Annotated in this window: 15 protein-coding genes; 11 read left to right on the top strand and 4 right to left on the bottom strand. The window is 62.9% G+C overall.

Features of this window, described 5'->3' with window-relative positions; all coding sequences use genetic code 11:
* From EPO09_RS04505 to EPO09_RS04515, 3 genes are all read left to right on the top strand, one after another.
* On the top strand, positions 1-2,596 hold a 2,596-nt coding region (locus EPO09_RS04505; protein ID WP_290640604.1), incomplete at its 5' end, for a PD-(D/E)XK nuclease family protein.
* Positions 2,593-5,916 carry an exodeoxyribonuclease V subunit beta gene (locus tag EPO09_RS04510; RefSeq protein WP_290640606.1) on the top strand — a complete coding sequence of 1,108 codons (3,324 nt, stop codon included), beginning with the start codon at positions 2,593-2,595 and terminating at the stop codon, positions 5,914-5,916. The genes EPO09_RS04505 and EPO09_RS04510, both read left to right, overlap by 4 nt.
* 148 nt (positions 5,917-6,064) lie before the next feature.
* On the top strand, positions 6,065-7,840 hold the full coding sequence (locus EPO09_RS04515; protein ID WP_290640608.1) for an HDOD domain-containing protein: 1,776 nt from the start codon (positions 6,065-6,067) through the stop codon (positions 7,838-7,840).
* Here the strand turns inward: EPO09_RS04515 and EPO09_RS04520 are convergent.
* Both EPO09_RS04520 and EPO09_RS04525 read right to left on the bottom strand, forming a co-directional pair.
* Positions 7,827-8,864 (bottom strand): quinone-dependent dihydroorotate dehydrogenase, encoded by a 1,038-nt coding sequence (locus EPO09_RS04520; RefSeq protein WP_290640610.1) that lies wholly within the window; start codon positions 8,862-8,864, stop codon positions 7,827-7,829. The genes EPO09_RS04515 and EPO09_RS04520 overlap by 14 nt on opposite strands.
* Before the next feature lie 69 nt (positions 8,865-8,933).
* Positions 8,934-9,695: a hypothetical protein gene (locus EPO09_RS04525; protein WP_290640612.1), complete on the bottom strand. Its 762-nt coding sequence runs from the start codon at positions 9,693-9,695 to the stop codon at positions 8,934-8,936.
* A 120-nt stretch (positions 9,696-9,815) separates the two neighbouring features.
* On the opposite strand from EPO09_RS04525, the gene EPO09_RS04530 reads away from it, so the two are divergent.
* Positions 9,816-12,167, top strand: coding sequence for a Tex family protein (locus EPO09_RS04530; RefSeq protein WP_290640614.1), 2,352 nt, complete (start codon positions 9,816-9,818; stop codon positions 12,165-12,167).
* Between the two features lie 60 nt (positions 12,168-12,227).
* Here EPO09_RS04530 and EPO09_RS04535 read toward each other — a convergent pair whose 3' ends face one another.
* Positions 12,228-14,384, bottom strand: coding sequence for a heavy metal translocating P-type ATPase (locus EPO09_RS04535; protein WP_367200043.1), 2,157 nt, complete (start codon positions 14,382-14,384; stop codon positions 12,228-12,230).
* A 351-nt stretch (positions 14,385-14,735) separates the two neighbouring features.
* Between EPO09_RS04535 and EPO09_RS04540 the strand changes: the two genes are divergently transcribed.
* Both EPO09_RS04540 and EPO09_RS04545 read left to right on the top strand, forming a co-directional pair.
* Complete coding sequence (locus tag EPO09_RS04540; RefSeq protein WP_290640618.1) at positions 14,736-15,806, top strand: phospholipase; 1,071 nt, start codon at positions 14,736-14,738, stop codon at positions 15,804-15,806.
* 27 nt (positions 15,807-15,833) lie between these two features.
* Positions 15,834-17,165: a hemolysin family protein gene (locus EPO09_RS04545; RefSeq protein ID WP_290640619.1), complete on the top strand. Its 1,332-nt coding sequence runs from the start codon at positions 15,834-15,836 to the stop codon at positions 17,163-17,165.
* On the opposite strand, the gene EPO09_RS04550 is transcribed toward EPO09_RS04545, so the two are convergent.
* Positions 17,135-18,271: an iron-containing alcohol dehydrogenase gene (locus EPO09_RS04550; protein ID WP_290640622.1), complete on the bottom strand. Its 1,137-nt coding sequence runs from the start codon at positions 18,269-18,271 to the stop codon at positions 17,135-17,137. The genes EPO09_RS04545 and EPO09_RS04550 overlap by 31 nt on opposite strands.
* Positions 18,272-18,341: 70 nt before the next feature.
* On the opposite strand from EPO09_RS04550, the gene EPO09_RS04555 reads away from it, so the two are divergent.
* From EPO09_RS04555 to EPO09_RS04575, 5 genes are all read left to right on the top strand, one after another.
* Positions 18,342-19,880, top strand: a complete 1,539-nt coding sequence (locus tag EPO09_RS04555) for a glycosyltransferase family 39 protein (RefSeq protein ID WP_290640624.1) — start codon at positions 18,342-18,344, stop codon at positions 19,878-19,880.
* Positions 19,881-20,061: 181 nt separating this feature from the next.
* Complete coding sequence (locus EPO09_RS04560) at positions 20,062-20,835, top strand: TetR/AcrR family transcriptional regulator (protein ID WP_290640625.1); 774 nt, start codon at positions 20,062-20,064, stop codon at positions 20,833-20,835.
* Positions 20,836-21,015: 180 nt separating this feature from the next.
* Entirely contained in the window at positions 21,016-22,425 is a 1,410-nt protein-coding gene (locus tag EPO09_RS04565) for a 3-oxoacyl-ACP reductase (protein WP_290640627.1), read from the top strand.
* A 22-nt stretch (positions 22,426-22,447) separates the two neighbouring features.
* On the top strand, positions 22,448-23,308 hold the full coding sequence (locus EPO09_RS04570; RefSeq protein WP_290640629.1) for a MaoC/PaaZ C-terminal domain-containing protein: 861 nt from the start codon (positions 22,448-22,450) through the stop codon (positions 23,306-23,308).
* A 55-nt stretch (positions 23,309-23,363) separates the two neighbouring features.
* The coding region (locus EPO09_RS04575) for an acetyl-CoA C-acetyltransferase (RefSeq protein WP_290640631.1) at positions 23,364-24,385 on the top strand (1,022 nt) is incomplete at its 3' end.

Genomic DNA, 24,385 nt, shown 5'->3' on the forward strand with positions numbered 1-24,385 from the left:
GGCCGACAGCGCTGCAGGCGTGGCTGGCATGCCTGCCGTGACGCTGGATGCCATCGTGGACCGCTTGCAGGCCGGACGCAGCCTTGGCAGCGAGGCCTGGGGCAAGCAATGGGCGCAACGGGATCGCCGAGGGTTCGAATTCGCACTGGATCAGGTTGTGGTGGCCGCGCACACCTGGGTGCGCCGCATGCAATCCATGGCGCCGGCGCAGCGGGCCGACTATCTGGAACTTGCCCGAGCCACGATCGGCGCGGGCGGGGCGCAGGGGCCTGGCGCGCGAGAAAAACTGCTGCTGGCCTGGGCGTTGGAATGGGCCGCAGCCACCGTGGCAGGCGGTTTGCCCGTTGATCCCTTGTATGCCTTGCGGCCGTCGGCCTTGGTGGTGGTGACAGCCGGTGAGGCGGTATCGCCCGGTACTGAAATCCACCTGACCCTGAGCGTGATGAGCCACCTGGCCGCGCAAGGCGTGCCAGTCATCTGGCGCAGCGCGCTGGGTGGGGCGCCACAAGCGGGGCTGAGCAGAGTGCGCATGCCTGCGACTTGCGCATGCCGGGACGCGGAAGACGAGGCGCAACAGGCCGCAGCGCAGGTGATCGCCGCGGTCAGTGATGCCAGAGATCAAGACACGGCCCGCCCTGTTGCCTTGATTGCGCTGGATCGCAGCCTCATTCGACGCGTGCGGGCCATGCTGGAAGGCGCTGGCCTGCAGATCGCCGATGAAACGGGCTGGTTACTGTCCACCACGCGTGCTTCAGCTGTGGTGACACGACTCTTGCAGGCTTCTCATCCTCGCGCATCGACAGACGATTTGCTGGATTGGCTGAAGTCGGGCTGGCTGGACTGGGTCTGCGGCGAAGGCGAGCACGCCAGGCCTGACAGTGTGCAGATGAACCGCGCCGTTGGCGAGCTGGAAGCCTGGTGCCGTCGCCACGGCATGCTGGGTGCGTGGGGTTTGCAGGTGCCTCCTGCTGAAGAGCAGGATTTGTCTGACGAGGTCTCGGCGCAACTGGTACCGACCGGGCGACAAGCCATGCCTGCTGCGGCCGTGTTGCTGTGGCATTGGGCTGTGCACGTCGTGGCCCCATTGCAAGCGCTGTGGTCAGCCAAGCGCCCGTCGCTGCGGGAATGGCTTGCAGGCTTGCAGGATGCCTTGTCACGTGCAGGCGCCTTGCTGGCTTTGCAGAGTGATGACGCAGGCGAGCTGGCCTTGCAATCCTTGCGCTTTGACAGCCTGAGTGACTCGGATCAAGCCGCGGGGTTGTGGGCGGGCTTGTCTCACCAGACTCGGCTGGATGGCCCGTCCTTCCTGCGCTGGGTGGGCACGGTGCTGGAGGCCACAACCTTTCGCCCGCCCGCGCCCGATGTAACTGCTGACGTGGTCATCACGCCGATGGCACGTGCCGTGTTGCGGCCGTTTCACGCCATCGTGCTGCCGGGTGCGGACGAGCGGCAACTGGGCGCCATGGGCAACCAGTCTGGTTGGCTGAGCACCAAGCTGTGCGAGACCATGGACCTTGCTACGCCAGTCACGCAACGTGCGGCGCAATGGGATGCTTTCAATCTATTGATGAGCCGCCCTGGCATGGTGTGCCTGCATCGGCATGCGCAAGGCAGCGAGCCGCTGGAGCCCAGCGCCTGGCTGGAGCGGTGGTCTGCGCAGGAGGGCGTTCGTATCGAACCCGTGGGGGATGCGCGCGCGGTCAAGCAGGTTGGCGTGCAACTGGCGCGCATGCCTTTGCCCACCTTGCGCGATGCCGCGTGGGCCTTGCCTGAGCAGGTGACGGCCACGTCCTATGAGGCGCTGCGCCAATGCCCATATCGCTTCTTCGCAACCAGCGTGCTGGGCTTGCGCGAGCAGGACGAACTGGAAGAGGGCCTGGACAGGTCCGACTTCGGCATCTGGCTGCACGAGGTTTTGCGCAGTTTTCATGCACAGCGCCAAGGGCAACTGGCCATCAGCACGCCGGACGAGGACGTGCAGTCATGGCTGGCCGCGGCGCAGCGCGTGATCAAGGAGATGGGGTTGGATCGGGACAGCCAGCGCCCATACTTCCTGCCATTCCAGGCCGACCTGGACAGGCTGGCCCGTGCCTATGTGAGCTGGTTGCGCGAGCACGAGGACGGTGGCTGGTCCATGCTGGACGCCGAGCGCATCGAGCAGCGTGAACTGCAGATCCAGGAAGGCTTGCAGGTGCGCCTGTACGGGCAGCTTGACCGCATCGATGTGCGCCATCATGAAGGCGCCAGGCAGCATCTCGTGCTGGACTACAAGACGGGCAGCCTCGATGGCCTCAAGCGCAAAATCGCCATTCCGCTGGAAGACACGCAATTGGCCTTCTACGCAGCCTTGTCTGACCCGCAATGGGCGGTGCTGGCGTCCTACCTGCATCTTGATGTGCAAGACGTGAAGCAGTTGGATCACCCTGATGTGGCGCGCAGTGCGGCCGTCTTGCTGGAAGGCCTCGCCAGAGATTGGTCCAGGCTTCACGCGGGTGAGGCCATGCCGGCCTTGGGTGAGGGCAGTGCTTGCGGCTTTTGCCAGGCACGCGGGCTATGTAGAAAGGACCACTGGACCATGCAGGAGGCACAGGCATGAGCCAGGCAGCATACGAAGTCAATGGCGCGATCGTTGCCAGTGATCTGTTCTACCAGGTGGCGTGCGATCCGCATCGCAGTGTGGTGGTCGAGGCTTGCGCCGGCGCGGGCAAGACGTGGATGCTGGTCTCGCGCATTTTGCGGGCCTTGCTGGATGATGTGCCGCCCAACCAGATCCTCGCGATCACGTTCACGAAGAAGGCTGCCGGCGAGATGCGCGAGCGTCTGCATGGCTGGTTGAGAGAGTTCGCGCAGGCCAGTGCCGAGCGCCGTGAACTGGAGTTGCGCATACGAGGCGTGCAGCCTGATCAGATCAGCGCGCTCGCGCCCAAGTTGCAGCAGCTCTATGAGCGCTGGCTGGATGAGGGGCGGGGCGTGGACATCCACACCATCCATGGCTGGTTTTCTCGCCTGGTCAAGGCTGCGCCGCTGGACGTCCTCCATGAACTGGGCCTGCCGCCTGAGCTGAATCTGGTTGAAGACACCAGCGAGCATTGGCCTGAGTTGTGGGGCCGATTTTTGCGACGGGTGGATGCGCAATCACCGAACAAGCGCAAGGGCGATGAGGCCGGTGCGGACTATCTGGCCTTCATGGCCATCGTGCGAGAAGTGGGACGCTTCAATGCCGAAGCCTGGTTGAACACGGCGCTGAGCAACCGGCTCGAGTTGAGTCTGGCCGACAAGGCTGGGCACCTGATCGACGGCGTCGAGACGGCGGCGGACTGGTCTTTGCAATGGGCGGGGCTGGCGCATCCGTGCGAGGCCTTGGCCAGGGCCAGCGTGCAGGATCAATTCTGGTCTTTGGCAAAACAGCTCGCCACAGGCAAGACCGCCACGCAGCAAAAGGCGGGCGTGGCCATTGAGCAGGCCATGGGCCTGGGCGATCTGCAGGCTCGCCACAAAGCCTTGCGCAAGGCCTTGTTGACGGACAAGGGCGAGCCGCGCAAGAAGATGGGCGAGCTGGCTGATCTTGAGTGGGCGCAAGCCTGGTTGGTTGATTTGCAGTTGGCCATCACGCAGCAGGACGGGCATGTGCTGCACGGTCACATGGTGAGCCTGTCTCGGCTGCTGTTCGAGGAGTACGCCAGGTTCAAGACCGAGCGCGGCCTGGCGGACATGGTCGATCTGGAGCTGGCTGCAGCCCGTTTGCTGGGTGATCCCGAGCTGTCAGGCTGGGTGCAGGAGCGGCTGGACAGCCAGGTTCGCCAGTTGCTGATGGACGAGTTTCAAGACACCAGCCCACTGCAATGGCAGACGCTCAAATCCTGGCTGTCGGCGTATGCGGGGGCGGGCGGTGGCCAGAGCGGGCGTCAACCCATCAGTGTCTTTCTGGTGGGCGACCCCAAGCAAAGCATCTACCGCTTCCGGCGTGCCGATCCCCGTGTGTTCAGCGCGGCCAAAGCGTTCGTGCTGGAGGCCCTGGATGGCGATTTGCTGGCCTGCGATCACACGCGCCGCAACGCCCCGGGCATCATTGATGCGCTCAACAAGGTCATGGGTCAGGCTTGCGAGGAAGGTAGCTTCCCGGGCTTTCGAACGCACACGACCACATCCGAAGACGTGGCCTCGATCCGCGTACTGCCATCGGTCATGCGCACCACGTCGGCCAAGGTCGATGCGGATGAATCCTGGCGCGATAGCCTGATCACACCGAGAGAGCAGGCCCACACCACGATCAAGGAAGTGGAGGCCGAGCAAGTGGCGCAGGCGATAGCCGCTTTGGTGTTCAACGATGGCCTGTCGCCTTCCGAGATCTATGTGCTCAGCCGCAAACGCGCGACGCTCAGCATGGTGGCGCAGGCGCTCGATGAGCACGGCGTGCCGCACATCGCGCCGGAAGACACCCGCCTGATCGACACGCCGGAAGTGCGCGACCTGGTGGCTGTTCTGGATGTGCTGGTTTCACCTCAGCACGATCTGGCTTTGGCGCATGCGCTCAAGAGCCCCCTGTTCGGCGCCACTGACGACGACCTGTTGGCGCTGGCTGAACAAGTGCGCCGAACCAAGCGCAAGACCGCCTGGTGGGATGCCTTGATGCAATGGAGACAGGACGAGGGCTGCCCCGCGGCATTGGCTCGCGCTTCATCCTTGCTGCATGCGTGGTCGGAGTTGGCGCGCGTGGCGCCACCTCACGATATGCTGGAACGCATCGTGACCGAAGGCGACTACCGCGCGCGATTGCTGTCGTGCGTGCCGGTCAGCCGGCGCGTGCAGGCGCTGTTTCATGTCGATTCGCTGCTGTCACAAAGCCTGGAGATGGACGCCGGGCGCGATGCCACGCCTTACCGATGGGTCCGCGCCCTCAAGCGCCTGCCCTTGAACCTGCCGCCGCGCGCGCAGGCCGATGCCGTGCAGTTGTTGACCATTCACGGCGCCAAGGGGCTGGAGGCCAAGGTCGTGTTCATGGTCGACACCGATCCTGAACCCGCCCGCAAGGACAGTTACGCGCTGATGGTGGACTGGCCTGAAAGCGACGAACGCCCCAGGCGCTGCGCCTTCATCCGCTCGCAGAGCAACCCACCACCCAGCCTGGCCAGCACTTTGGAGGAAGACCATGCTGCCAACCTGCGCGAGGAATTGAACGCGCTGTATGTGGCCCTGACGCGAGCCCGCGAACAACTTGTGTTCAGCCGGACGCAGCCGCGCGGCACGCCAGAAGGCAGTTGGTGGCAGAGGCTGGCCAGCAGTGGCGCCATCGACCCAGAGCAGGTCTGGCAACCTATGCCTGCTGCACGAGTGCACGCCACGCAGGCCGAGTCTGAACAATCCGTGCCGTACCTGAGTCTGCCAGCCTTGCATGTGCCGCCAACTGGTACGGCGCCAGCTCCTCGTGCGGCAGAGGAAAGCAGTGTTCAGCAGTTGCTGGGCCAGGTGGTGCACCGCGTGCTGGAGTGGCTCACGCCGCTGCCCGTGCAAGCCAGAACGGCCGAGCGGATTGCCCGTGCCACGCAAAGTGCCGCCAAGTCCTTGCAACTGGCCTTAGAGCACCACGACGCCGCTTTGCATCTGACCCGCACCATTTTGACCGCTCCGGACTTGCAAATCTGGCTGGATCCGGCGCAACTGGCGTGGGCCGGCAATGAGGTGGCCTTGCACGACGACGGGCAGGTTCTGCGTATTGACCGACTGGTCGCCGTGCGAGGTGAAACAGGCCGCGAATGGTGGGTACTGGACTACAAACTGCAGCATCGCCCTCAGGCGCTGGCGTCCTATCGGGCGCAATTGCAGCGCTATGTGAAGGCCGTGTCCGTGCTGCAGCCCAACGAACCCGTTCGAGCAGCTTTCATCACGGGTGCCGGGGAGTGGGTGCCCCTTGACTAGGGGGAAACACACCAGTCCATCACGTCTGCGTGAAAAAGGACCGGGTTTGACGCCCTAGACGGGGTTTTGCCAAAGGCGTCTCTGTAGTGCAATCAAGGTGTTTACAAGGGGATACATCTCCCCGAGGATTTCACGCCAGCACACCAACATGGCCGCAGTCTCGCCTCCCACGACCACGGCGCCTCGATACTTCGGGCGTTTCGAGCTGCGGCAGATGCTCGGGCGCAGTCACGCCTCCGGCATCTGGCTAGCGGTTGACCCGCGCTTGCAGCAGGAGGTGCTGCTGTGCGTACCCCGTGCTCAGCCCCAGAAGGACAAGGAGCTGGACGCCTGGACGCAAGAGGTTCTCGCTGGCGCCCGGCTGAAACACCCTCGGCTGACCGAGGTTCTCGAGGTCTCTGCGCACGAGGGCTGGCCCTTTGTCAGCTATGTGCGTGGGCAAAGCGTCTCCTTGTACGAGAGAGTGTCGGCCGGGCCCCAACTGACGCCTTTGGAAGTGGTGGTCATCCTGTGCGATGTGCTGGATGGCCTGGCCTATGCCCATGAAGCCGGCGTGGCCCATCAGGACATCGCGCTGCACAACATCCTGATCGACAAGAGTGGCCACGCAGCCATTGCAGGCTTGAGTTGTGGCCTGGCGCCTTTGGCGCCCGGTCAGCACACGCGACCTCACTATGGACGCCAGCAGATCCGTCAGGCAGCCGAGCGCGATGTGCTCATGGTGGGCTTGCTGGCCTATCGTCTGCTGGTCAACAGCCCTGCATTGGATGAGCCCGACCTGGGTAGCGCGGCTGCCCGTATCGGCACAGAAATCGTTCGCCTGCCTTGGACCACGCCGCATCCCGTACCGGAAACCCTGCGGGCCATCGTCAATCGCTCGACGGACCGGCAACATCGGCAGCGCTACCTGAATGCGCGGACCTTGCTCAGCGCGCTGCAAGGGTGGATCAAGACCAACGCCGAGGACTCAGGTGGGCCCTTGGCACTGTTGCTGGACAGACTCAATAGCGTAGGCGCCTTGCCCGGACGCCCCAACACCGAGCGCGCCCTGATCGGCACCCTCTCGCAAGAGACGCTGCGTGTGGACGACTTTGTTGACATCATCGTCAAGAACCCGGCGCTGTGCTGGGAGATGTTGCGTGCGGTCAATGTGGCGTCCTACCAAAGCCAGAGCGCCGACGATGGCGTGACCACGCTGTCACGTGCGGTGATGCTGCTCGGACAGCAAGGTTTGCGCAAGGTGGCTGGCAGCGTGCGACCCTGGCCTGGCGCTTTGGGCGCGCAGACCAGCCTGTCTGGCGAAGAAGGCAGCCAGGCCATTCTGGACATGGGCAAAGAACTCCGCCTGACCTGTCTGGCTGGCCATATCGCCCGCCTGATGGCGCCGTTTTCCATCAGCGATGAAGAAGCCTCGATGGCCGCGATGTCACAACGCCTGGGTTGGTTGCTGGTGCTCTACCACTTCCCTGAAGAGTGCACTCAGATCAAGCGTTTGATGCTGCCAGGCCCGCCGGCCGATGCAGAGAGCACGGCCCCGACGCCAGGCATGATGATCGACGCGGCTGCCGGTGCCGTGTTGGGTGTCAATCTGGATGACCTGACTGCCGCCGTGCTCAAGCACTGGGGCATGCATGAACGCCTGATCCACGCGGCACGCCCCTTGAATCGCAGCACACCTGTCAGAACGCCGGCGTCACCCGAAGACACCTTGCGTAGCGTGGCCAGCCTGGCCAACGAGATCGTGCACACGCTGGAGCTGGATGCGCAGAAGGCGGCGCCAGTCATGCATCAGGTGTACTTGCGCTACGCCCGTGCCTTGGGCCTGACCGCCAAAGAGTGCAGCCTGACCCTGGAACAGGCCATGCGCCTGGTGGACGGCAAGGCGGCCACGCCAGCCCCACCCAAAGCAGTCAGCCCCGCTTGAGCGCCTGAGCGCATTCCTTGACCAGGGCAGGGCCCTTGTAGATCAGGCCCGTGTAGATCTGAACCAGATCGGCACCCGCATCCAGCTTGGAGCGCGCATCGGCGCCACTCATCACGCCGCCCACACCGATGATCGGGTAGCGTGGCCCCAAGGCTGCACGCAGTTGGCGGATCACCTGGTTGCTCGCTTCCAGCACCGGCGCACCGCTCAGGCCACCCGTTTCTTCGGCGTGCTTCATGCCCTTGACGGCCTCACGCGAAATGGTCGTGTTCGTGGCGATCACGCCATCGATGCCATTCTTTTGCAGCGTGGCGGCGATCACACCTACTTGCGTCTCATCCAGATCTGGCGCGATCTTCACGAACATGGGCACGGTGCGGCCATGGCGTTTGATCAATTCCTGGCGACGAGCCTGCAGCTTGCCCAGCAGATCATCCAGGGCCTCGTCGCTTTGCAGCGCACGCAGGTTCTTGGTATTGGGCGATGAAATGTTGACCGTCACGTAGTCGGCGTGGGGGTACACGCCTTCCAGGCAGATCAGGTAGTCATCCACCGCATTTTCAATGGGGGTGACGGCGTTCTTGCCGATGTTCAAGCCCAGGATGCCGCCTTTCTGGCGGAACTGCGCGCGTTTCACGTTGGCCAGGAAACTGTCCAGACCTTCGTTGTTGAAACCCAGGCGGTTGATCAGCGCATTGGCCTCAGGCAGGCGGAACATGCGCGGCTTGGGGTTGCCGGGTTGCGCCTTGGGCGTCACGGTGCCCACTTCCACAAAGCCGAAACCCATGGCACCCAGGCCGTCAATCACGCGGCCGTTCTTGTCCAGTCCCGCGGCCATGCCAATGCGGTTGGGGAAGGTGATCCCGGCCACTTCAACAGGATCTTGCACACGATCGGCGCCCCACAGGCAAGCCAGCGGCGTGTTCTGGAAACGGGCCAGGCCGGCCATGGTCAGATCGTGCGCGGCCTCCGGGTCCAGGTTGAACAGCACGGATTTGGGCAGGGAGTAGGGCAGCAGGGCCATGAATTGAGCGTCCGCAGGAGCGTGGTGAGCGACAAAATTGAGAACTGCTATTGTCGCTCATTGATCCAATCAGGGGCGATTGAGCAGCTTGTGCAGCGTTGGGTCGATGGGCGCGCTCAAGACCCTTTCAAGCATGCCCTTGTAGCGTGTCTTTTGCTCGTCGGTCCATTGGGCCATTGGTCGCGTTGCCTCGATCATCGGTGACGGCATACGCGGTGTCTCTTTGGTGACTTCACTGATGTTATCGCTGCTTGACGTCGTCAAACGTCTGGTTGCCAGTGGCTTACCCGTTTTGCAGTCGATGAAAGCCGCCTCCGCCACAAGGTGCAACACGGATACGCTGCGGACGGGTCCACGAGCGTAGATGCCTGCCCCACTGAAGGACTGATTGGACTCACTCATGAAGTCCCAGACGCTGGTGCGGGCGATCACGACAACGCCATCAAGTCCATGCTTGCCGCAATACGCCAGCGCGGGTTGAGTCACTTTCCCCCAGACTGGATAGCCGTTTTTGGGATCGTTGACCACCTCAAAAGCGTCTACGGAATTGTCGTTGTCGATCGACTGGATGCCCATGCCTTTAAGGACGTCCTTTGCCTTGCTTTCGATGGCCTGATCCACTCGCCATTTCCGGATGTCCATTTCCTCGTATTCGTTGTTGAACAAGGTCATGCCCGTGTAGGCCCTGGAAAATGTTCTGGCCGCTACGGAGATCACCGCCACGTTGTGAACCGCCACGCCAGCAGGAATGCTGTCCGGGACTCGAGGCGTCATGGCGCATCCCGTGAGCAGCGACGCGGAGATGGCAAGAATGGAGGCAAGTCTGGTCATATGGCTTTAATAATGGTGTGAGTCCGTCTGCTGATTATGCGGCTTGCCTGCGCGACGCTTGCAGGCAAGCCTTGTGGCAAACTGCGCCCCCTCCCATCGTCACATCGAGAAGGTCTTCTCTTGGACAAGATCCTGATGCAACTGGCGGACGAACTGAAGGTTCGCCTCGCCCAAGTCAAAGCTGCCGTCGAACTGCTGGATGGCGGCGCCACCGTGCCGTTCATCGCCCGTTACCGCAAAGAGGCCACCGATGGCCTGGACGACACGCAATTGCGTGATCTGGAAGCGCGCCTGGGCTACCTGCGCGAGCTGGAAGACCGTCGCGCAGCCGTGCTCAAGCGCATTGAAGAACAGGGCAAGCTGACCCCTGAATTGCGCGCCGCCATTGAGACCGTGCCGACCAAGCAGGAACTGGAAGACCTCTACCTGCCGTACAAGCCCAAACGTCGCACCAAGGGCATGATCGCCCGGGAAGCCGGCCTGGAACCTTTGGCCGACAAGTTGTTCACCGATCCTTCGCTCGACCCGCAGACAGAAGCCGCCGCGTTCATCAATGCCGATGGCGGTTTTGCTGATGCCTTTGCCGTGCTGGATGGCGTGCGCGACATCCTCTCCGAGCGCTGGGCGGAAGACGCCGCGCTGATCGGCAAGATGCGAGACTGGTTGTGGTCGGAAGGCCTGTTCAAGTCCAAGCTGATGGATGGCAAGGACCAGAACAACCCCGATGTGGCCAAGTTCCGCGACTACTTCGACTACGACGAGCCCATCCGGACCGTGCCTTCGCACCGTGCTTTGGCGGTGTTCCGTGGCCGTACGCAGGAAATCCTGGATGCCAAGCTGGTGCTGGACGAGGAAGTGATTCCTGGCAAGCCCACAATGGCCGAAGGCCGCATCGCCGTGCACCTGGGCTGGAGCCACGCCAAGCGCGCCTCTGATGATCTGATCCGCAAGAGCATCGCCTGGACATGGAAGGTCAAACTGTCGCTGAGCCTGGAGCGCGATCTGTTCACCAAGCTGCGCGAGGCCGCAGAGGCCACCGCCATCAAGGTGTTCGCCGAGAACCTGCGTGATCTGCTGCTGGCCGCTCCGGCAGGTAAGCGCGTGGTCATGGGCCTGGACCCTGGCATCCGCACAGGCGTGAAGGTGGCTGTGGTGAGTGACACCGGGAAGGTCCTGGACACGTCCACCGTGTACCCGCATGAGCCTCGCAAGGATTGGGAAGGCTCGATCCACACGCTGGGCCGGCTGTGCGCCGCGCATGGCGTGAACCTGATTGCCATTGGTAACGGCACGGCCAGTCGCGAAACCGACAAGCTCGCTGCCGACTTGATCAAGCGCATCCAGCAGATGGCGCCTGGTACCCATATCGAGAAGGTCGTGGTGAGTGAAGCCGGCGCGTCGGTGTATTCCGCCTCCGAGTTCGCGAGCAAGGAACTGCCTGATCTGGACGTGAGCCTGCGTGGCGCCGTGTCCATTGCCCGCCGCCTGCAGGATCCGCTGGCCGAATTGGTGAAGATCGATCCCAAGAGCATTGGCGTGGGCCAGTACCAGCACGACGTCAACCAGAGCGAAATGGCGCGCACGCTGGACGCCGTGGTGGAAGACTGCGTGAACGGCGTGGGCGTGGACCTGAACACAGCGTCTGCACCGCTGCTGTCACGCGTGTCGGGCCTGAGTTCGGCCGTGGCCAACAGCATCGTGCGCTGGCGCGATGCCAATGGCGCGTTCAAGAACCGCAAGCAGTTGATGGACGTGGCCGGCCTGGGCGCCAAGACCTTCGAGCAGGCTGCGGGTTTCCTGCGCATCCGTGATGGCGACAACCCGCTGGACATCTCCGGCGTGCACCCCGAGACCTACTCGGTGGTCGAGAAGATCCTGGCCAAGACCGGCAAGTCAGCCTCCGAGCTGATCGGCAAGAGCGACGTGCTGCGCACGCTCAAGCCCGAGCTGTTTGCCGATGACAAGTTCGGCGTGATCACCGTCAAGGACATCATCACCGAGCTGGAGAAGCCCGGCCGCGACCCTCGCCCTGACTTCAAGGTGGCCCGCTTCAACGATGGCGTGGAAGACATCAAGGACCTCAAGGAAGGCATGATTCTGGAAGGCACGGTCAGCAACGTGGCTCAGTTCGGTGCCTTTGTGGACTTGGGTGTGCATCAGGACGGCCTCGTGCACGTGAGCCAGTTGTCCAACAAGTTCGTCTCCGATGCGCGCGAGGTCGTCAAGACCGGCGACATCGTCAAGGTGAAGGTCGTTGAGGTGGATCTGGCACGCCAGCGCATTTCGCTGACGATGAAGCTGGATGCCGCCACGGGGCCTAAGGCAGCAGGTACTGCGCGCGATGGCAACAGCTTCAAGCCAGCTGCGCGCAATGAGCGCAGCACCGGTGGCGGGGCAGGGCGTGGCGCACCTCAGCCGCAGGGGCAATCTGCGATGGCTGCGGCCTTCGCCAAACTGCAACCCAAGCGCTGAGTGACGTTGATCCTCACCTGAGTGCACGCAACGCCCGGTTCTCGCCGGGCGTTTGTGTTTTCAGGGTTTGTAGCGCAGCAGCCTCAGGCCGTTGAATACCACCAGCAGGCTCGCGCCCATGTCGGCAAACACGGCCATCCACAAGGTGGCCTGATTGCCCAAGGCCAAAACAAGGAACACGGCCTTGATGCCCAGCGCCAGCGCGATATTCTGTTTGAGCACGCGGCTGGTGAGCTGACTGAGGCAGATGAACTGGGCCACTTTGCGTGGGTCGTCGTCCATGATGGCCACATCGGCGGTTTCCAGTGCTGTGGCTGTGCCGGCTGCGCCCATGGCAATGCCCACGGTGGCCCGGGCCAAGGCCGGCGCATCGTTGACACCATCGCCGACCATGCCCACAGCACCGTTAGACGCCAACAATTCGTTGATGGCGGCCAGCTTATCGTCAGGCAACATGTTGCCGCGCACCACGGAGATGCCAGCTTGCTGGGCGATGTGCTCGGCAGTGGCCTGGTTGTCGCCGGTGAGCATCACCGTTTGAACGCCCAGGGCCTTCAGTTCAACCACGGCTTGAGGGCTCTCTGTACGCAGCGTATCGGCCATGGCCAGGATGGCGACAGGCCCTTGCTCATCCATCAGCACAAAGGCGGTCTTGCCCTGGATCTCCAGCGTCTCGAGACGGGCTTCCAGCTCAGGTGAGCACAAGCCCAACTCCTCCACCAGACGATGGTTGCCCAACTGCCAGCCCTGGTCCAGCAACCGGCCTTTGACACCGCGACCGGCCAGCACCTCGAAATGCTCAACCTCGGCCAATGCGCCATTCGGATCCCGCTCGCGCCAGGCTGCGACCAGCGCTTGTGCAATGGGGTGGCTGCTGTGCTGATCCAGGCTGGCGGCGATGCGCAGTGCATTCTGCGAGTTGTACCGGCTCAAGGTGAGCACATCCGTCAGTGCCGGCCTTCCTTGCGTGAGCGTGCCGGTCTTGTCCATCGCCACGGCCTTGATCAGGCGGCCTTGCTCCAGGTGCACGCCACCTTTGATCAAGATGCCCTGGCTCGCGGCGCTGGCAAGGCCGCTGACCACGGTTACGGGCGTGGACACCACCAATGCACACGGGCACGCGATCACCAGCATCACCAATGCTTGATAGACCCAGTGAATGACGCCGCCACCAGCCAGCCATGGCCCCAGCACGGCAACCAGCAAGGCCAGCATGACCACCGAGGGTGTGTAGTACCGGGCGAACTGGTCCACGAAGCGCTGTGTGGGGGCGCGCTGCGCCTGCGCTTCCTGAATGGCAGAGGCAATGCGCGCCAGGGTGCTGTGGCCAGCAGTGGCGGTGACCGTGGCCTCCACCATGCCATCCACCACGATGGTGCCTGCAAACAGCTTGTCGCCCGTGCGCTTGTCCACCGGCATGCTCTCGCCGGTGATGGGCGCTTCGTTGATGCTGGCGTGGCCTTGCAGCAAAGTGGCATCCAGACCGATGCGTTCGCCCGCGCGCACCATGATGCGCTCGCCTTCCATCGCCGACTCAACGGGCAGGCTCTGCCATTGGCCTTGGCGCCAGATCGTCACGGCCTCAGGCGCCAGCGCCCCCAGCGACTGAATGGCCTTGCGGGCGCGCTCCAGCGACGCCGCTTCAATGGCCTCAGCCACGGCAAACAGGAAGACCACCATGGCTGCTTCCGACCACTTGCCAATCAGCACCGCGCCCAGCACAGCCAGGGTCATCAGGAAGTAGATGTTGAGTGTGAAGTTGCGCAGCGCAATCCAGCCCTTTTTGAGCGTGGGGCCGCCTGACAGCGCAACGGCCAGGCTCGCGGCCAGCGCCATGCTCCACAGAGGCGCGCCACGCCAATCCAATACCTCGGCACCCATGGCAGCCACGCCGGCCAGTGCCAGTTGCAGTTTCATGTGCAGTGGCACCGCTTGCGGCAGGGCTGCGGCCTTCTGTCCGCTTTCAAGCTGCGTGGGGGCCATGTCCAGTTCGTTGAGTGCGTGCTGGATACCTGCCGTGTCCTGCAATTCATGAAAGACCGTCAGCTCTCGCGCCATCAGATTGAAATCCAGCCGAACCACGCCAGGCATGGGCTCCAGCCGATTGCGGATCAGTCGCTCCTCTGTGGGGCAATCCATCTTGTCGATCCGAAAGCGCGCTTTGGCTGCGCCATGCGGGGCGGCCCCCGGAGCCGGCGGGATCATCGCGCTGCTCAAGTCGCCAGGGCCGCAGCAGCCGTCATCATGGCTGCAACAGCTGGTCGCGCCTTCTTGCTCGCCATGCGCATGATCATGGCTGTGTTCGTGCCCATGTTCGTGTTGATGAGCATGCGCTGACTGCGTGGGCGAGGCATGCCCAAGCGCTTCCACGCGAATCGGGATGTTGATGGGGCGGCGAGTGGGCTTGCTCATAGAAAGAAAAGCGCGAGCAGGAATCAGCTCATTCTGGCATGTTGCCATGTTGGGTGAGGCAGAGATTCAATGGGCGCAAGAGGCATCAATTCGGTGTCCGTGCAATGTGTGGCATGCAGTCGCATCTACGTGTGCGCACGGTTATGCTTTGCTCCCATGAAGGCATTGCACATCCACGTTGGCGAACGGGCTCGCCGCCACATCGCATCCCACGGCCTCTCGCCGCAAGACGTGCGTCTGGTTCCGGCCGCGGCAGGCGGCCCCAAAGGTTTGATCCTCAATCATCTCGATCAACACCTTTTCGGTCATTGGTTGCCGCAGGGCGGGCACACGGTGCACCTGGTGGGCGCCTCCATTGGCGCCTGGCGCATGGCCACGGCGGCGATGCAGGATCCCCTCAAGGCGTTCAGGGATCTGGCCAGCGGCTACATCCAGCAGAACATCGAGCCTGAAGTGGGCCGCAAGATGCCCAGCCCGCAACGCATCACGGCTGGCTTCATCGAGACGCTGCGCGACTTCTTCGGCGACAGCGTGCCGGGCATGCTGCAACACCCCAGGTACCAACTGCACGTGCTGACTTCGCGCGGCCGCCAGGTGCTACGCAAAGGCACACCATCGCGCACTGTGGTTGGCTTTACGGGGCTGGCGCTGGGCAATGCCGTGTCCAGAAGGGCGGTCGGCCTGTTTCTGGAGCGCACTGTTTTCTCGACCGCTGGCGAGCCTTTGCCGCTACCCTTGAATGATTTGCCAACAGGGCGCGTGGAGCTGGATGCGGCCAACTTCATGCCCGCCATGCTGGCGTCCTGCAGCATCCCCTTCATGCTGGAGGCCGTTCACAACATCCCCGGCGCCAAGCCCGGCTCGCATTGGGATGGCGGCATCGTGGATTACCACTTCCACTGGCACTACTCGGCCATGAACAAAGGGCTGGTGCTCTATCCCCACTTCCAGCAGCAGGTGGTGCCGGGTTGGTTGGACAAGGCCCTGAAGTGGCGCCACAAAGCCAGCGCCTGGCTGGACAACATGGTGCTGCTGGCCCCCAGCCCTCAATGGGTGGCTGGCTTGCCAGGCGGCAAGTTGCCCGATCGCAATGATTTCGCCGGGATGGGCTACGAGCAGCGCGTTAAGGTGTGGACGCAAGCTGTAGCGGCCGCTGAAGCCTTGTCAGACGAATGGCAGGACTGGTTGCGTCGCGGCTGCCCGACAGACGAACTGCGCCCTATCTGATCGCGGGCTTGTGGCTACACTGGCCTCATGGATTCACTCTCCAGCCTCCTGTTGATTGCAGCCTTGATCGCTGCCAGTGCCTTCTTTTCCATTGCCGAACTGGCCGTGGCCGCAGCCCGCCGTTTGCGCCTGCGGCAGATGGCCGACCTGGGCGATGCACGTGCCCAGCGTGTGCTGGATGTGCAGGAGGAGCCGGGCGATTTCTTCACGGCCATCCAGATCGGCATGAACACTGTGGCCATCCTGGGCGGTGTGGTGGGCGAGGGCGCTTTCGCACCCTTGATCTTGCCGCTGCTGCAGCGCGTGCAAGTGCCTGCTGGTCACGCTGAGACGCTGGCATCGGTCGCCTCGTTTGCCCTGGTCACCAGCCTCTTCATCCTGTTGGCTGACCTTTTTCCCAAGCGACTGGGCATGAGCGCTCCGGAAGCCGTGGCGGTGCGCGTGGTCGGCCCCATGCATGCGGTGTTGGCCTTGCTCAAACCCATCGTATGGCTGTTCAAGCGCCTGACCGACGCCTTGTTCAAGCTGCTCGGCCTGCCCGATCATCGCGATGAGGCTGTCACACCGGATGACATCCTCGCCATGGCCGCAGCGGGTGCCGAAGCCGGTGTGCTGGCAGGCGCCGAACACCGTGTCATTGAAAACGTGTTCGAACTGGACACCCGCCTGGTCACCAGCTCCATGACCGCGCGTGACCACATCATCCACTTCCTGCTGGATGACAGCGAGACGCTCATCAAGGCGCGCATCGACCAATACCCGCACTCCACCTATCTGGTCTGCGATGGCGACATCGACCACGTAGTCGGCTACGTGGATTCGAAAGACCTGCTCAGCCGTGTGCTGAACAACCAGCCCATTGCCCTGAGCGCCGAAGGCCTGATCAAGAAGGTGCTGATGGTGCCGGATCGCATCACCTTGTCCGAGATGCTGATGCAGTTCCGCCAGGCTTTCGAGGACTACGCCGTGATTGTCAACGAGTACAGCCTCGTGGTCGGCATCATCACCATCAACGACGTGATGAGCACCGTGATGGGTAGTCTCATGGCGCCACTCGACGAAGAGCAGATCGTGCAGCGCGATGCCGATTCGTGGCTCATCGACGGCATCACGCCCATTGAAGACGTGCTGCGCGCACTGGATCTGGACAGCCTGCCGTATCAGGAAGACTACGAGACCATCGCCGGCTTCATGATGGTCATGCTGCGCCGCATCCCCAGGCGGACGGATTCCGTGTCCTGGGGCGGCTTTCGCTTCGAAGTGATGGACGTCGACAGCTACAAGATCGACCAGATCATGGTGACCCGAGAGTCGTCGTCAGGCAAGGATCACATCGAGGCCGACAGCAAGTCCATGTAATCGTCTGCGGTGGCGATGCGGGGATTGGTCTTGTGGCAGTGATCGGCCAGCGCGCCGGTCACGATCTTGTCGAACCATTCACGTTGCACGCCCATGTCTGTCAGGCCTGCTGGCAGGCCTAGGCGGGCGTTCATGTCTCGGATGGCCTCGGGGATGTCCGCGCCGTTGCGCAAGCCCATGGCATGCGCCATGCGTTCCAGTCGGCGCTCTTTCTGGATGGACTCGGCGGCCGCATTGAACTTGATCACCTCAGGCAGGAACATGGCGTTGAGCGTACCGTGGTGCAGCTTGGGGTTCACGCCGCCCAGGCTGTGGCTCAAGCTGTGCACAGCCCCCAGGCCCTTCTGGAAGGCCATGGCGCCTTGCATGGAGGCGCTCATCATGTTGAGGCGGGCTTCGCGGTCGCTGCCGTCCTTGGTGGCGCGCTCGATGTGGTGCCAGGCGCGCTCCAGGCCGTCCAGTGCAATGCCATCAGCCGGTGGGTTGAACGCAGGCGCCATGAAGGTTTCCATGCAATGCGCGATGGCGTCCATGCCCGTGGCCGCAGTCAGGGCAGGGGGCAGGCCCAGCGTCAGCGCGGGATCGCAGATCGCGGCTTTGGGCATCAGGTTCCACGAGTGGAAGCCCAGCTTGCGGCCATCGTCGACGATCACGATGGCACCCCGGGCCACTTCGCTGCCGGTGCCTGCTGTGGTCGGCACGGCGATCAGCGGTGCGGCTTGCGCCGTGATCTTGGGGGAGCCCCCCAGAATCGTCGCGTACTCGGTCAAAGGGCCCGGGTGGGTGGCCATGATGGCCAGGCCCTTGGCCAGGTCAATGCTGGAGCCACCGCCCACGGCGATCAGGCCGTCACACTGATTGGCCTTCCAGGCTTCGTGGGCCGCACGCACCGAGGCTTCGGTCGGGTTAGGCGGGGTCTGGTCAAACACGGCTACAGGCAGGCCCTCTAGCGCATCCAAGGCCTTTTGCAACACGCCGGCTGCTCGTACGCCGGCATCGGTAACCACCAATGGGCGGCGAATGCCAACCCGTTCGCATTCGGATGCCAGCAACTTGATCGCGCCAAACTCGAACTGGATCTGGGTGAGGTACAGGATGGTGGCCATGTGGGTATGTCTCTCTCGCTGTTCGTTTAACTCGGACGGGGGAGACTTTAGCGCGTTTAGACTCCCGCCCATGTCCAGAACATTGCATTCGCCCGACACTGCCAAAGCCTTGGCTTACGCGCCACGCTGGGATCGCCCCTGGTTGGCCTCCATGTGCATCATGGCTGTGGTAGCCATATGGGTGGCGCTGTCTTCGCATTCCCACACCGCCTTGCACCACGACATGGCCGAGCAGTTCGTCTGGGCCCACGTGTGGCAACTGGGTTACCCCAAGCATCCGCCTTTGCCAACATGGTTGTTCTTGCTGGCGCAAACCATCTTGCCGCCAAAACCGGCCACCTTGTATGGCTTGTCGGCCCTGTGCATTGGTTTGACCGGGGTGTTCACCTACCTTGCTGCGCGCGAGTTGATGGGTGCGCGCATGGCCTTGTGCGTGGCGTGCCTGTGGGGCCTGCAGCAACCTTTTGGCTGGCGCGCCTGGATCTACAACCACAACACGGTGTTGGTCATGACCGTGGCCATGACGGTTTACTTTGCCGCTCGTGCTGCGCGCCGAAATCAACAATGGGCCTGGGCAGGCGCCGGTATCGCGGCCGGCCTGGCCATGTCTACCAAATTGCAGGCGGCCGTGCCCTTGGTGGGCGTGTTGTGGGCGCTGTGGCGAAGCGGCAGCCTGGAACGGCTTTCGGCTCGCCAAGGTGCGGCCATGGCTGTTGTGCTGAGTGCGCTGGTCAGTGCGGCCCCCTTGCTGTGGATGGCAACCGGACACACCAATGCCTTGGCCTATGCAACGCATCAGTTGGGCAGCGGTGAGGCCGAAGGTGAATCCATGCGCATGGGACAGTTCATCGTCTCTGAGTTGCGCATGCTGGCACCAGCTCTGCTGGTGTTGATGATCTGGGTGGCCAGGTCATATGGCCAGGCTGATGCGCCTTCCGTCGGCGGGAGCGGGAGCGAGGGCAGCACTGCGCAATCGTCCTCGCGCGCATGGGTTGAGGGCTTGCTACTGCTGCCCATCGCTTTTGTCCTGGCCATGGGCGTGTTGGGTGGCGCCAAGTTGCATGCGCAATGGGGCGTGCAGACCTTTCAGTTCATGGCGATCGCACTGGTTGCCTGGTTCGGTCATGTGTTTGCCAAGGCATCGCTGCGCTGGCTGTTGATGACGGCGGCCCTGTTTCAGCTGCTGTCCTTGCTGGTGGCGGCCTCGCCAGCCGGCCAGCGCCTGCACGCGCCCGGCGCCGTTCAGGGCTACCCCTCGCGTGAGCTGGCTGACCGTGTGGCCGCAGATTGGCAAAAGTTTGCCCCAGGTTGTGCCTTGCGCTATGTCGATGCGCCCTTCTTTGAAGGCGGGCAGATCGCAGCCTATGGTCCTGGATTTCCGGCTGTGTTGCAGGAGGGCCCCAAACAAGACAGCCCTTGGATCAACGATGCAGACATGGCCGCCAAAGGAAGCGTGGTCATGCGCCATCTGGCCCAGCAACTGCCGCCCGACGTGATCCACACGCCGGACATGGCGGTGCGGCCCCCCAGAAGTGTCAAAGGCGTGAATCCCATCGTGTGGGGCGTACGCCTGCCGAAGGAGCCGTGCCAACCAGGCGGGGTCCGATAACGACAGAGTGCGGAATAAATCACGCCCCAAAGGTGTCTTCGCCCCCGGGGATTGGGGGAATTGACAAATTTCTATTGGCAGGGCTGTTGCAAAAGCGCTGGTCTGACATACCATACGCACCCAACGATAAAACGGACGTTTGAAACGTTCGTACTGTGTGTACCGTGGAGACCCGTTGACCATGCCCCAGGCCTCGACCCGTCTGTCGCCTGCCGATACGAAAACGCGCATTCTGGATGCCGCAGAGACCCTGTTTGTCTCGGGCGGTTTCGAGTCCATGTCGATGCGCCAGATCACCAGCGCCGCTGGCGTCAACCTGGCTGCAGTGAACTACCACTTCGGCAGCAAGGATGCCCTGATTCAGGCTGTGCTGGCGCGCCGTCTGGATCCGCTCAACGAACAGCGCGTGGCCATGCTGGATGTCTTCGAGACCAATCTCGGCGACAAGCTCACCTGCGAACACATCCTGGTCGCCCTGTTTCTGCCCGCTGTGCGCATTTTCCGCAGTGACGAGCCCCAGGCCGATCGCTATCTGCATTTCCTCGGCCGTTCTTATACGGACCCGTCGCCGGTCGTGCGCGATTTCATCAACACGCATTACATCCAGACGCTGGGCCGATTCTTCTTCGCCTTCCAGCGCGCTTTGCCTGAACTCAGCCGCGAGGACCTGGGCTTTCGCCTGAACTTCGCCATGGGCGCCTTGTCCGGCATCCTGGCTGGCGGGAACACACAGCGACTGATCCGCGAATTCACGCAACAGCAAGGCGATCACGAGGCTGTGATCCTCTCGCGCCTGGCATCGCTGATGGTTGCCGCGCTGAAGGCGCCGCTGCCTGGTCCCCATGACGCGATTCAGTTTGGCGCAATGGCGAATCTGCCTGGCGTGGCCGGTATCGGCCCAGGTGCTGCCGTGGCGACCAATGAAGCGGTGGCCTCCGTGCCAGCAAACGCCTGAGCAATTGCAGCAACAGGCCATGACCCCGATTTCTTGTCTGTCCCCCGGTCTGACAGGAAGGTCCACCCCGATCTGGGTTGGACATGAGCAGAAGGCTTGCCGTTTGAGCAAGCCACGTTTTCAACCAGCCATGGCAGGACTGTTCACGTCCGCTGGCTCAACCACCGAAGAGTGTCTCGCATGAAAGACGGTTACCTTGACTTTGCCAACTCGCCCATGGGCGCCAAGCTCATCAATGCCCTGGGGCTGCCCAAGCCGCTGCCCCTGGAGCGTTACAAGGCCGGCCAACCCGTCATTCAAGGCACGGTTCTGATCGGTGGTGGTGGCGAGCCTCAGTTGCTGGAAGCACTGTCGGCCTTCTTCAAGAGCGTGGGTGCCCAGAGCCTGGCTCACGAGAAGCTGCCTCAGTGGGTGGCGGTGGCCAACAAGGCTGGCTTGACGACGGGCCGCTGGGGTGGCAACGGCAAGCCGGGTGAGAAGGTCAAGTGCCTGGTGTTCGACGCAACGGGCTTGGAAGACAGCACCCAATCCGACGCGCTCTATTGGTTCTTCCACGACGCAGCCCGTTCGGTGCTGCCTTGTGGCCGTGTCGTGATCCTGGGCCGTCCGCCCGAAGAGTGCAAGTCGCCTCGCAAGGCCACGGTGCAGCGTTCGCTGGAAGGCCTGGCTCGCTCGCTGGGCAAGGAAATGAAGAAGGGCATCAACGCCAATCTGGTGTACGTGTCTGAAGGCGCCGAAGGCAACATCGAATCGACGCTGCGCTTCCTGCTGTCGCCCAAGTCGGCCTATGTGTCGGCTCAGGTGATGCGTGTCGGCAAGCCTGTTGGCGATCTGGTTGCCCCCAAGGATTGGAATCTGCCCCTGGCTGGCAAGAAAGTGCTGGTCACCGGTGCATCGCGCGGCATTGGCGAGGCGATTGCTGAAGTGATGGCCCGTGATGGCGCTCAGGTGATCTGCCTGGACGTGCCTCAGGCTCAGGAAGGCCTCAACGCCGTGGCCAAGAAGCTGGGCGGCACCGCACTGGCACTGGACATCGGCGCCGCTGACGCGCCTCAAAAGCTGGTGGATGCCGCCAAGGCCCAAGGCGGCTGGGATGTGATCGTCCACAACGCCGGCATCACCCGCGACAAGACCATTGCCAACATGAAGGAACACCTGTGGCAACTGGTGGTCAACGTGAACCTGTCTACGCAAGAGCGCATCAATGAAGCGTTGGTCAGCGCCGGCGCCCTGAAGGCCGGTGGCCGCATCGTTTGCGTGTCGTCCATCTCGGGTATCGCCGGCAACATGGGCCAGACCAACTACGCTGTCTCCAAGGCCGGCGTGATCGGCATGGTCAACAGCAGCGCCCCGATCTTTGCCGAACACGGCATCACGATCAACGCCGTGGCGCCTGGTTTCATCGAAACCCAGATGACGGCCGCCGTGCCTTTCGCCATCCGTGAAGCTGGTCGCCGCATGAACTCCATGAGCCAGGGCGGACAGCCTGTGGACGTGGCTGAAGCGATCGGCTGGTATGCCAGCCCCGCTTCGTCCGGCGTGACCAACAACGTGATCCGCGTGTGTGGTCAGAGCCTGATCGGCGCCTGATCCACGACAACGAACAGATCCCATGAAGATCATCGAAGTCAACAAGCTGCCCAGTGCGATCGCGCTGAACCTGGGCGCCTTGCGCTCCAGCAGCAAGCGCTCCAGCGCTGTGGAGGCCTTGCCCGAGGTCACCTATGTGCGCCCGCGCGTGGTGGTCGACCCCAAGAAGGTTGCCGCCTATGCCAAGGTGTGCGGCTTCAGCAAGGCGCACGGCGTGCCCATGCTGTTTGCGCACATGGAGGCCTTCCCGCTGGCCATGATGTATTTCGGCAGCAAGGCCTTCCCATGGCCCGCCATGGGAACCGTGCATCTGGCCAACAGCGCCAAGCTGCTCAAGCGCATCAATGCCGGCGACGAGCTGCGCATTGAAATGCGCTCCGGCGAGCTGTACGCGCATGACAAGGGCCAGATCTTCACGCTGCATGCCCGCGCCTTGCGCGCTGGCGATGTGGTGTGGGAAAGCACCTGGACCCTGCTGCGCATGGGCGTTCGCAATCCCAAGGGCGAGCCGTACACCAGCGCGCTGGTCGATGAGACACCGGTGTCCCATCAGGCCGACTTCTACGCTGGCGCCGGCATTGGCCGTGCATACGGGCGCGTGTCGGGTGACATCAACCCGATCCACCTGTCTGCCTTCACGGCCAAGTTCCTGGGCTTTCGCAAAGCCATTGCGCATGGCATGTGGACCAAGGCTCGCGCCCTGGCCATGCTGATGCCACGCGAGGATGTGGACCACGCCGAAGTCATCGTCGAATTCAAGACGCCCTTGTTCCTGCCAGCTCGTGCCTCCTTGTGGGCCGCGCGTGAGGAAAGCGGTGCCTTGTTTGAAGTACGCAACGCGAAGGGCGACAAGCCCCATCTGCGCGGCCGCGTGACCTACTGATCCATCGCCACCGTCAGCCATTCAACCCATTCAAAATCGAGAAGGACACCCTCTCATGAACACCACAGTTCGTCGCGTCGCCATCATCGGTGGCAACCGCATTCCTTTTGCTCGCTCCAACACGGTCTACTCTCACGCTTCCAACCAGGAAATGCTGACGGCCACGCTGCAAGGCCTGGTTGATCGTTTCAACCTGCATGGCAAGCGCCTGGGTGATGTCGCCGCTGGCGCCGTGATGAAGCACTCGCGTGACTTCAACCTGGTGCGCGAATGCGTGCTGTCCACGACCCTGTCGCCCGAAACGCCTGCGTACGACCTGCAACAGGCTTGCGGCACCGGCCTGGAAGCCATCATGCTGGTGGCCAACAAGATCGCGCTGGGCCACATCGAGTGCGGTATCGGCGGCGGTGTGGACACCACGTCTGATGCGCCCATCGGCGTCAACGAAAAGATGCGCAAGATCCTGATGGAAGCTAACCGCGCCAAGGGCACGGTCGCGCAACTGAAGGTGATCTCCAAGATCCGCCCCAGCATGCTGGTCAAGCCTGCCATTCCCAAGAACGGCGAACCTCGCACTGGTTTCTCGATGGGCGAGCACGCCGAGCTGATGGCCCGTGAATGGGCGATCCCTCGCGAAGAGCAGGATCAACTGGCCGTGAACAGCCACGCCAACCTGGCCCGCGCTTACAAGGATGGCTTCTTTGCTGACCTGATGACCCCGTTCAAGGGCGTGAGCAAGGACAACAACCTGCGTGAAGGCCTGAGCATCGAGAAGCTGCGCTCGCTCAAGCCTTGCTTTGACAAGAAGGTCGCCCCCGGTCAAGGCACGCTGACACCCGGTAACTCCACGCCCCTGACCGATGGCGCTTCCGCCGTGCTGCTGGGCAGCGAAGAATGGGCCAAAGCCAACAACCTGCCTGTGCTGGCCTACATCACCTTCGCTGAAGTGGCCGCTGTCGACTTCTTCGGCCCCAAGAAGGAAGGCCTGCTGATGGCGCCGGCTTACGCTGTGCCACGCATGCTGGCCCGCGCCGGCATCTCGCTGCAAGACTTCGATTTCTATGAAATCCACGAAGC

The organism is Aquabacterium sp., from assembly GCF_004297345.1.
Taxonomy (GTDB): domain Bacteria; phylum Pseudomonadota; class Gammaproteobacteria; order Burkholderiales; family Burkholderiaceae_C; genus Aquabacterium.

Bases quoted from the DNA above. Each gene is read 5' to 3' on its own strand.
- EPO09_RS04540 (WP_290640618.1), top strand. From the start codon at position 14,736: ATGAAGGCATTGCACATCCACGTTGGCGAACGGGCTCGCCGCCACATC.
- EPO09_RS04560 (WP_290640625.1), top strand. From the start codon at position 20,062: ATGCCCCAGGCCTCGACCCGTCTGTCGCCTGCCGATACGAAAACGCGC.
- EPO09_RS04520 (WP_290640610.1), bottom strand. From the start codon at position 8,864: ATGGCCCTGCTGCCCTACTCCCTGCCCAAATCCGTGCTGTTCAACCTG.
- EPO09_RS04515 (WP_290640608.1), top strand. From the start codon at position 6,065: ATGGCCGCAGTCTCGCCTCCCACGACCACGGCGCCTCGATACTTCGGG.
- EPO09_RS04510 (WP_290640606.1), top strand. From the start codon at position 2,593: ATGAGCCAGGCAGCATACGAAGTCAATGGCGCGATCGTTGCCAGTGAT.
- EPO09_RS04555 (WP_290640624.1), top strand. From the start codon at position 18,342: ATGTCCAGAACATTGCATTCGCCCGACACTGCCAAAGCCTTGGCTTAC.
- EPO09_RS04525 (WP_290640612.1), bottom strand. From the start codon at position 9,695: ATGACCAGACTTGCCTCCATTCTTGCCATCTCCGCGTCGCTGCTCACG.
- EPO09_RS04565 (WP_290640627.1), top strand. From the start codon at position 21,016: ATGAAAGACGGTTACCTTGACTTTGCCAACTCGCCCATGGGCGCCAAG.
- EPO09_RS04570 (WP_290640629.1), top strand. From the start codon at position 22,448: ATGAAGATCATCGAAGTCAACAAGCTGCCCAGTGCGATCGCGCTGAAC.
- EPO09_RS04550 (WP_290640622.1), bottom strand. From the start codon at position 18,271: ATGGCCACCATCCTGTACCTCACCCAGATCCAGTTCGAGTTTGGCGCG.
- EPO09_RS04545 (WP_290640619.1), top strand. From the start codon at position 15,834: ATGGATTCACTCTCCAGCCTCCTGTTGATTGCAGCCTTGATCGCTGCC.